Here is a 9,077-nt window from a genome sequence, read left to right as displayed (position 1 = left end):
TCTGTGCTCCTCCCCCTTGAGGGGGAGGAGCACAGAAGATTGAAGGCGCATCATGACCGACGAACCCGACAACCTCGAGCCCGCCCGCAAGCTGTTCGCCGGGCCGGTGACGTTCCTCAAGAGCGCGCCGCAGCTGCAGTTCCTGCCAGATCCGGTCTCGCCCGAGATCGCGCTGAGCGGCCGCTCGAACGTGGGCAAGTCCTCGCTGCTGAACGCGCTGACCAACCGCAAGGCGATCGCGCGCACGTCGGTGACGCCGGGCCGCACGCAGGAGCTGAACTTCTTCGATGTCGGCGAACCGCGCGTGTTCCGCCTGGTCGACATGCCGGGCTACGGCTTCGCCAAGGCGCCGCCATCCGTGGTGGAGCAATGGCGCCGGCTGGTGCGCGACTATCTGCGCGGGCGCGTGGTGCTCAAGCGCACGCTGCTGCTGATCGACGCGCGCCACGGTGTGAAACCGGTCGACGGCGAGATGATGGAGATGCTGGACCAGGCCGCCGTCGGCTATCGCATTGTCCTGACCAAGGCGGACAAGATCAAGGCCAGCGAATTGGAAGCCGTCACCGCCGCCACGCAGGCAGAGGCGCGCAAGCACTCGGCGGCGTTTCCTGTGGTGCACGTGACCTCGTCGGAGAAGGGCCTCGGCATCGCCGAACTGCGCGCCGCGGTGCTGGACGATATAACCACCTGAGCCTCTGGAAAGCCGGCAAACCCGCGCCACATCTGCGGCGCGGGTTTACCGGAAAGGATGCTTGTCGATGGACGTCGGGTTTGTTGGGCTGGGCCAAATGGGCCATGCGATCGCCGCCAATCTGGTCTCGGCCGGCCATCAGGTGAGCCTCTGGAACCGCAGTCCCGACAAGGCCGACGATCTGGTGTCGCAAGGCGCGCGGCTTGCACGTTGCCCGGCGGACACGGCGCCGGGAGGCGTGGTCTTCACGATGCTGGCCGACGATGCCGCGCTGGAGGCCGTGAGCTTCGGTGAGGGTGGTTTGCTCTCGGCCGCAGAGCCTGTGCTGCACGTGTCGCTCAGCACCATCAGCCCCACGCTGGCGAAGCGGCTCGACGAGGCGCACCGGAATGCAGGTGGGCGCTTCGTTTCCGCTCCGGTCTTCGGCCGGCCGGACGCCGCAGCCGCCCGCAAGCTGTTCGTCGTGGCGGCAGGCGCGTCCGAGGACATCGCGCAGGTCCAGCCGCTGTTCGATGCCATCGGCCAGCGCACCTTTACCGTCGGCGAAGAGCCTGCCCAGGCAAACGTGGTCAAGCTGTGCGGCAACTTCATGATCATGGCCTCGATCGAGAGCATGGCCGAGGCAATGACGCTCGGCGTCAAGAACGGGATCGAGCGCGCGACGCTGAACGAAGTGCTCACAGAGACGCTGTTCGGCGGCTTGGTCCATCGCAACTACGGCAAGATGCTGGTTGAGGAGGCCTTCCGACCCGCCGGCTTTGCAGCGCCGCTTGGGCTCAAGGACATGCGACTTGTCAAGAACGCAGCCGAGGAAGCACGGGTGCCGATGCCCGTGCTCGGCGTCGTGCACGATCATCTGCTCTCGACGATTGCTCGCGAAGGCGAGGATATCGACTGGTCGGGGATCGCCAGGATCGTCGCCGCCGACGCGGGATTGTAGGCGCGAGCTCCCCGACCGCTAACGAGCACCCACGTCCTTCAGATCCGCGCTGTCGATGTGCCAGCGCAACTGTGCCGGGGTCGCGCCGTCGACGTCGTTGACCCGGCGTACCACCACGTTGCCTTGAAGCCGGTAGGGCCGGCCTTGCACCGTCTCGCCGCTCACTGTCGCGGGCACTTCGTAGTAGAGCGATCCTGCGCCGCCCTCGACCACGCCCTCGCCCAAGGTCACCATGATCGTGCGATACCGCTGCCACCAGCGCGCGAAGGCGGCGCGGCTGGAGGGTGGATGGCCGAACTGCTCCCATGCGGTGCCGAACTGGTGGTTCTCCAGCGCTCGCGCCCAAGTGAGAAGCACATTGCGTGCGCCTTTCTCACCCTTCTCCGCCTCTGGCGTGAGCACCGGCGGTGGAGGAGGCGGAGGCGCAGGCATGACAGGAGGAGCGGGGGGCTGCGGGGGCGGAGCAACCGGCGCAGCGGCAGGCGGGGCGGCAGTGGGTGCGCTTGCAGCGGCGGCCTCCGCGCTCTGCGGCTCGCTCGACGCGCTAGGTGAGGGTGCGATCTTGGCACCCTCGGCGGAACCGTCGCAGCCCGCCAGCGCTATCAAGACAGCCACCGCCACGAGGAAGGTCCTGGACATCGATTTCTCCCTTGCCGCGAACAACCTGCGCAAGCGCGAGCCGGTTCCCTGCGTGCTCTCGACCTGCTGGGCCGTTCATCCTCGACACACCGTGGCTGAACCTCTAGGCGCGGGCCTGCAGCAAGAGGGACGCCGCCCATGAAGCTGATCATCGGGAACAAGAACTACTCGAGCTGGAGCCTTCGCGCCTGGCTCGCCGTCAAGCAGTCTGGCCTCGGCTTCGAGGAGCTGACCGTCCCCATCCTCGGAGAGGACTGGGAGGAGCGCAAGCGCAGCGCCGAGGAACTCGCGCCATCGTCGGGCAAGGTGCCCGTCCTGTGGGACGGCGACGCGGTGGTGTGGGACAGCCTGGCAATTATTGAATACCTCGCCGACAAGGTCGGGCGCGACCGCTTCTGGCCCAAGGATGACGAGCCGCGCGCGATGGCCCGCTCGATGGTGGCGGAGATGCACTCCAGCTACCTGCCGCTGCGGCGCACCTGCCCGATGAACGTGCGCGCGCAAGTCAGCGGCCTCGAGATCGACGGCGACGTGCGCGCCGACATCGTGCGCATCCTGACGCTCTGGGCCGAGGCGCGGGCGCGCTTCGGGAAGGGCGGGCCGTTTCTGTTCGGCACCTTCTGCGCCGCCGACGTGATCTACGCGCCGGTCGTCAGCCGTTTCCGCACGTACGGCATCGGCGTTCCGGGCTTCGCCGCCTCCTACATGCAGGCGGTGTGGGAGCACGAATGGATGCGCCAGTGGGTCGCTGCCGCCGAGGCGGAGCAGTGGGTGATCGAGCAGTACGAGGTTCCGGTCGGCCAATGATCCGGCGGCTTGCCTTGCTGCTCGCCGCGCTGGCGGGCCTGTGGGCCGCACCGGCGCTGGCCTGGGGCGCCTACGGACACCGCACCGTCGCGGCGATCGCGCTCGACAACGTCAAGCCGGCCACGCGCGCGCGGATCGCGGTGCTGCTGCGGGATGACCGCGAACTCGGCACGCCCAAGTGCCGGGTGCGCAGCCTGGAGGACGCCGCGGTCTGGCCAGATTGCATCAAGGGCGAGCAATGGCGCTGGGCCTATACCTCGCCGTGGCACTACCAGGACGAGCCGGTCTGCGGCGCCTTCGACATCAAGTCGGACTGCGCCAATGGCAACTGCGTGACCGCGCAGATCGAGCGCAACCGCCGCATCCTGACTGACCGAACGCTGCCGCACACGCAGCGGCTGGAGGCGCTGATCTTCGTGACGCATTTCGTCGGCGACATCCACCAGCCGCTTCACGGTGCCGACAGCCACGACCAGGGCGGCAACCTGGTGAAGTCCAGCTACGGCATCGTGCCGGGCAAGAACCTCCATTCGATCTGGGACACGGTGATGACCGAGCGGGCGATCTCCTCCGCCCGACCGACGCTCGTGCGCCAATACGATGCGGCCGAGCGGACGCGGATGCAGACCGGCACGCCCGAGGACTGGCTGCGAGAAAGCTGGCAGATTGCGCGCGATTTCCTCTACCCGCAGGCATTCGGCGGCACGGTGCCTTGTGCCACGGGCGGCAAAGGCGAGGAGCCCAGGCAGGTGACCTGGCCCGAGCCCGCGATCGAGGCGAGCCTGCCGGTGGTGCAGCAGCGCATCGAGCAGGCAGGGCTGCGGCTGGCGCGGATGCTGGATGAGGCTTTGGCTTAGAGTTCGTCCTGCTTAGGCGGAAGCGCCTTTATCCACGAACGGAGATAGTTAGGGTCAACCTGAACAGGACAGGCGCTAGGTCTGGGCGTTGCGGTCGAAGCATGCCGGCCGAGGGCCTGGCTTACATTTTTGGCGGGTACAAAGTCCCATCCTTGTGGAGGTAATCGTCGCCTGCGAACATGAGGTCGATGTCGGGGTAGCCGCCGCTTCCGTCCGGATTGCCGGCGCTCACCGCCACGAAAGTACACGGAGCGTCGCTCTCGTTCACCAGATGGTGCGAGATGCCGTCGCCCGCCGCCCACACGCAAGTGTCGCCGGGGCCGAGCAGGGTCCGCGTGGGCGGCACGCCCTCAGGGCCCTCGATCAGCACTGCGCGGCCTGAGATCATCACCAGGAGCTCGTCCTCGTCGTCGTGCCAGTGGCGCTGACTGGACCAGGCGCCGGGCTCCAGCGTCACGTGGCTGGCGCCCAGCGACGTCAGTCCCGCCACCGGGCCGAGGCGGCGATACCACCGGCCCGCCACAGCTGCGTCGAACGGCGCGGGGTAGCCGGTGCGATTGGTCGCGGCGATCTCTTCGGGGTCGAGCCTGGGCATCCGGTCCTCGCGCACTTGTGTGGTGCGACACGCATATGCGATGGGACCGGCATGAGCCAGACCGTCGAACTTCCACCCGTCCAGACCGTCGCACAGCTGGCGCAGGCGCTGATGGCCTGCCCCAGCGTGACCCCCGCGACGGGCGCGGTGTTCGATTGCCTGGAAGGCCAGCTCGCCCCGCTTGGCTTCGAAGTCATCCGCTTCCTGGCCGGCGAAGCGCCCGACGGACCGGTGGAGAACCTGCTAGCAATCCGCCGCGGCCCCGCAGGTTCGCGCCACTTCGCCTTCGCCGGCCACCTCGATGTCGTGCCGCCCGGGGAAGGCTGGACCAGCGCGCCCTTCGCGCCCGAGATCCGCGGCGAGCTGCTTTTTGGCCGGGGCGCTGTCGACATGAAGGGCTCGATCGCGGCGATGACGGCAGCCGCACGCGAGATCCCTGTCGAGGCCGGAACGCTCAGCTTCGTGATCACGGGAGACGAGGAGGGGCCGGCACGGTTCGGCACTCTCGCACTGATCGAACGCATGCGCGATCTGGGCGCCATTCCGGACTTGTGCCTGGTCGGAGAGCCCACCTCGGTGAACCGCCTGGGCGACATGGCCAAGATCGGCCGGCGCGGTTCGATCAACGTGTTCCTCGACGTCGAAGGCGTGCAGGGCCACGTCGCGTACCCGCACCTGGCGGACAATCCGATCACCCGCCTCGTCGCCATGCTGGCGGAATTGAAAGCGATGCCGCTCGATGAGGGGACCGACTGGTTCCAGGCCTCGAACCTCGAAGTGACGGACCTGACGGTCGGCAATCCCGCACACAACGTGATCCCCGCCAAGGCGAGCGCGCGCATCTCGATCCGCTTCAACGACCGGCACACAGGCGCCGGCCTCGCTGCTCGCGTGGCCGAAGTCGCCGCCCGCCACGGCGGCACGGCGCGTCCGCTGATCTCGGGCGAAGCGTTCCTGACTCAGCCGGGTGACTTCTCGGCCATGGTCTCCGATGCGGTGGAGGCGGAGACGGGGCTGGTTCCGGAGCTTTCGACCAGCGGCGGAACCTCCGACGCGCGCTTCCTCAAGGACCTGTCGCCCGTGATCGAGTTCGGCCTGTGCAACGCAACGATGCACAAGCTGGACGAGGCAGTGGCGCTGGCCGATCTGGAAATGCTGGCGCGCATCTATCGACGCATCGCGGTGGCGGCGTTGGCGGGGTAGCCGCTTGCGGAGCGTCAGATCCTCCCTTGCCAGGGGGGCGGAGGCGGTGGAGGGGTGCAACCCTCTCCGTTGCACATTCGACCAGCGGTGACACCCCTCCGTCAGCCGCTGCGCGTCTGCTACCTCCCCTTGCAGGGGAGGATCAGTTGAATTCAGCTGTCACGCCCATAGACGTCCGGCCGGAATGCCAGCCCCGTCTTGTCGCCGGTCGCCGTGAGGTAGGTGAGATACACCGGCACCTGCACCGGCAGCGGCACCGCTTGTTCGCGCTGCTTCGTTGCGGTGGGCACCGGCTTCTGCAGTAGCCAGCGGCCGAGCAGGCCAGCGTTCTCCAGACGGATGCAGCCGTTGCTGAAGTGTCGATCGGGTTTGGCGAGCAAGTCGCGCCGCGGCGTGTCGTGGAGGTAGATGCCCTCCTCATTGGGGAACAGGAACTTGACCCGTCCCATCGAGTTGGCCGAGCCGGGCAGCTCGCGCAAACGCACCTCCTGAGTGCCCGCGGCCACCGCCTGCCAGTCGATCGCGCTCTCCGGCACGACGCGGGCGTCGGCGCTCCAGTCGGTCAGCGCCTCCATGTGCATCGACGCAAGCGAGCGCCCCGACAGCACTTTGCGGGCGATCGAGTTGCGCGCCAGGTACGTCGGCACGTTCCAGTAGGGGTTGAGGATCGCCCACTGCACCGTGCCCGCCATCATCGGGGTCTGCGTCTCCTTGGCCCCGACGACCACGCGCATGGTGCCGACCTGACGCCCGGCCTCGTAGAACCACAGCTGTCCGGAGGAGGCATCGACCTCGATGTGGCGCACGTAAGGTCCGGGCAGCAGCCGTGCGCGGTCCAGGTTCACGGCTAGTCGGTCCCACGTGTCGTCGGAGAGGTTCCGGGCTTGGCCGGCCAGCTTGCGCAGGCGCACGTATTGCGGGCTCATCCAGCCCATCTGCGCCACGTAGTCGTTGAAGGAGTCGGGGAAGGCCGCAGCGCGCAGCGCCTCATCGGGCTTGAGCTTGTCCGGCTTGAGCCTGGGGTCGGCCCAGATGATCCGCACGTTCGATCGCTTCTGGTCGGCCACGTAGCGAGCGAAGGCGCGTGAGAGCAGGACTTCGGCCTGCGCCACCTCGGCGGGCGAGCCGCCCCGCGCTCGCGCGACAGCCTCGCGCAGCTTGTCGGGATCATAGCGTGAGGGATTGAGACCGTCCTGGTCGGCAGTCTCGAGATAGCTGATGAAGGTGCCCGCGGCGGGGCCGATGAGATTGTCGAGCGCCCAGAGTGGGCGATAACCGCGCTCCACGTAGAAGCGCTTTACATCGCCGCTCACCTCGTCGCGGATCGCGGCGAGCAAGGCGGGATCGACCGACGCCGGCTTCGGCTTGGCCGTCCGCTTGGGAACGGCGCGCTTGGCCTTGACCACGCCGCGTTTCGCGGGTGCCTTGGCCAAGGCTTCGCTCGACACCAAGGCTCCCGCCGCCAGCGTGGCGGCGGGAGTGCTCAGTGCCAGTAACAGGGTCGCGAAACGGAGTTTCAGCCCTTTTCCCCCGTGCGGCGGGGCGGCGGCGGTGGCGGCGGAGGAGCCGGCGGCGCGTAGGGGTGATAGATGCCGTCCGAGGTATAGTAGCCATCGACGATGCCATCGCCATCGCGGTCTGCGGCGGTGCTGCCGATCACCGAGCCCGAGGGCGGCGGGGGCGGCGGAGGAGGTGGCGGGGTCTTCTCGGCGCAGGCGGCGAGCGTGGTGGCTCCCAGTCCTGCGAGCAACAGATAACGAATGCGCATCGTGCTTACCTCCCTTGATGACGGCCCGTTGGTGTCCTGACGAGCCGGGGTGCCTTGAGGTGTCGGTGCAAAAGTGAACGCGGGATAACCAGGGTAGTTCCTGAAGGATGGGGTGAGCGCCTGGCGCGATGGACCGAAGAAGCGCTGCTCTCTTCGCCAGTTAGTCCATGCCCCGCAACTGCGGCCTTGCGTTGTGGCCGCCACCTTGCTTGGCTCGGCGCGGCGCAAGTGCCGCCCGGAGAGCCTGACTGCATGACTGACGCCGCGCAACCCCAGCCCAAGGTAGAGACGCATGCGAACGGCCTCCAATGGCGCATCCTGATCGGCTTCGTCGTCGGGCTGGTCTCCGGCCTCCTGGTCTATACGTTCGCGGCCGGCGCGCCGTGGGTCACGACTGTGGTGACCTATGTCACCGGTCCGATCGGCCAGGTCTTCCTGCGCCTGCTGTTCATGCTGGTGCTGCCGCTGCTGTTCTCCGCGCTCGTCATCGGCATTGCCGAAATGGGAGAGATCCGCGCGCTTCGGCGGGTCGGCATCGCGACCTTGCTCTACACGGTGATCGTCTCCGGCATCGCTGTCGCCTTGTCGCTGCTGCTGGTTAACGTGCTGCGGCCAGGCGCAGGCGTCGATCGTGCGGCGGCGCAGGCGCTGCTGGCGCAAGGAGGCAAGGCTGCGTCGGGAATCGTTGCCGCCTCCAAGGACGCCAAGAGCGGGGTGGAAGCCGTGCTCAGCCTGGTGCCGACCAATGTGATCACGGCCATGAGCGAGAACGACATCCTGGCGGTGATGTTCTTCGCGCTGTTCTTCGGTATCGGCATCCTGCTGGTGCAGTCGCCCAAGACCGACGTGCTGAAGGACTCGATCGAAGGTATCTTTGAAGTCGCGATGAAGCTGATCGGCATTGTCATCCAGCTCGCTCCGTTCGCGATCTTCTGCTTCATGTTCAACCTGGCCGCGCAGTTCGGCTGGGACCTGCTGTTCAAGCTTGCTGCCTATGTTGGCGTCGTGCTGCTGGCGCTGGGCCTGCAGATGTTCGGCGTGTTTTCGCTGCTGCTCAAGTTCGTGGCGAGGAAGAGCCCGGTCGCGTTCTTCCGCGAGACGCGGGAGGCGAGCGTGATGGCGTTCTCCACCGCCAGCTCGAACGCGACGCTGCCCACCTCGCTGCGCATTGCCGAAGACGAGCTGAAGCTGCCGGCCAAGGTCGCGCGCTTCGTGCTGACCATCGGCGCCACCGCCAACCAGAACGGCACTGCCATGTTCGAGGGCGTGACGGTGCTGTTCCTCGCCCAGTTCTTCGGCGTGGACCTGAACCTGGGCCAGCAGGCTTTCGTCATGCTGGTGTGCATCCTCGCCGGCGTCGGCACCGCGGGAGTGCCGGCCGGATCGCTGCCGGTCATCGCCCTGATCCTCCATGGCGTCGGCGTGCCGCCCGAAGGCATCGGCCTGATCCTGGGCGTCGACCGTTTCCTCGACATGTGCCGCACCACGCTGAACGTCGTGGGCGACCTGGTTGCGGCGACAGTGATCTCGGCGGTGAGTGGGGAGGAGTAGCGACGGGCAACGTCGAGCGGGCGCTA

Annotated in this window: 10 protein-coding genes; 6 read left to right on the top strand and 4 right to left on the bottom strand. The window is 67.5% G+C overall.

The window, feature by feature from the left end:
* Nucleotides 1-52: 52 nt before the first annotated feature.
* Both yihA and GV044_RS14230 read left to right on the top strand, forming a co-directional pair.
* Nucleotides 53-691, top strand: coding sequence for a ribosome biogenesis GTP-binding protein YihA/YsxC (gene yihA, locus GV044_RS14235; protein WP_159872008.1), 639 nt, complete (start codon nt 53-55; stop codon nt 689-691).
* Between the two features lie 67 nt (nt 692-758).
* Nucleotides 759-1,631: an NAD(P)-dependent oxidoreductase gene (locus GV044_RS14230; protein WP_159872006.1), complete on the top strand. Its 873-nt coding sequence runs from the start codon at nt 759-761 to the stop codon at nt 1,629-1,631.
* 18 nt (nt 1,632-1,649) lie between these two features.
* Here the strand turns inward: GV044_RS14230 and GV044_RS14225 are convergent, their stop codons facing one another.
* Nucleotides 1,650-2,063, bottom strand: coding sequence for a hypothetical protein (locus GV044_RS14225; protein ID WP_236554996.1), 414 nt, complete (start codon nt 2,061-2,063; stop codon nt 1,650-1,652).
* 345 nt (nt 2,064-2,408) lie between these two features.
* Here GV044_RS14225 and GV044_RS14220 point away from each other — a divergent pair, with 345 nt between their 5' ends.
* Nucleotides 2,409-3,077: a glutathione S-transferase family protein gene (locus tag GV044_RS14220; protein WP_159872000.1), complete on the top strand. Its 669-nt coding sequence runs from the start codon at nt 2,409-2,411 to the stop codon at nt 3,075-3,077.
* Nucleotides 3,074-3,934, top strand: coding sequence for a S1/P1 nuclease (locus GV044_RS14215; protein ID WP_159871997.1), 861 nt, complete (start codon nt 3,074-3,076; stop codon nt 3,932-3,934). Before GV044_RS14220 ends, GV044_RS14215 begins: the two co-directional genes overlap by 4 nt.
* Before the next feature lie 121 nt (nt 3,935-4,055).
* On the opposite strand, the gene GV044_RS14210 is transcribed toward GV044_RS14215, so the two are convergent.
* Nucleotides 4,056-4,529: a cupin domain-containing protein gene (locus GV044_RS14210; RefSeq protein ID WP_159871994.1), complete on the bottom strand. Its 474-nt coding sequence runs from the start codon at nt 4,527-4,529 to the stop codon at nt 4,056-4,058.
* A 51-nt stretch (nt 4,530-4,580) separates the two neighbouring features.
* Here GV044_RS14210 and dapE point away from each other — a divergent pair, with 51 nt between their 5' ends.
* Nucleotides 4,581-5,732, top strand: a complete 1,152-nt coding sequence (gene dapE, locus GV044_RS14205) for a succinyl-diaminopimelate desuccinylase (RefSeq protein WP_159871991.1) — start codon at nt 4,581-4,583, stop codon at nt 5,730-5,732.
* Between the two features lie 152 nt (nt 5,733-5,884).
* Here dapE and GV044_RS14200 read toward each other — a convergent pair whose 3' ends face one another.
* Entirely contained in the window at nt 5,885-7,180 is a 1,296-nt protein-coding gene (locus GV044_RS14200) for a L,D-transpeptidase family protein (RefSeq protein WP_236554995.1), read from the bottom strand.
* Between the two features lie 68 nt (nt 7,181-7,248).
* Nucleotides 7,249-7,500: a hypothetical protein gene (locus GV044_RS14195; RefSeq protein ID WP_159871988.1), complete on the bottom strand. Its 252-nt coding sequence runs from the start codon at nt 7,498-7,500 to the stop codon at nt 7,249-7,251.
* Between the two features lie 252 nt (nt 7,501-7,752).
* Here GV044_RS14195 and GV044_RS14190 point away from each other — a divergent pair, with 252 nt between their 5' ends.
* Nucleotides 7,753-9,051: a dicarboxylate/amino acid:cation symporter gene (locus GV044_RS14190; protein ID WP_159871986.1), complete on the top strand. Its 1,299-nt coding sequence runs from the start codon at nt 7,753-7,755 to the stop codon at nt 9,049-9,051.
* Nucleotides 9,052-9,077: the final 26 nt, after the last annotated feature.

It is taken from the genome of Novosphingobium sp. 9U (assembly GCF_902506425.1).
Lineage (GTDB): Bacteria > Pseudomonadota > Alphaproteobacteria > Sphingomonadales > Sphingomonadaceae > Novosphingobium.
Note: the sequence above shows the minus strand (reverse complement) of the source record. Positions and strands in the feature narration are given on the sequence as shown.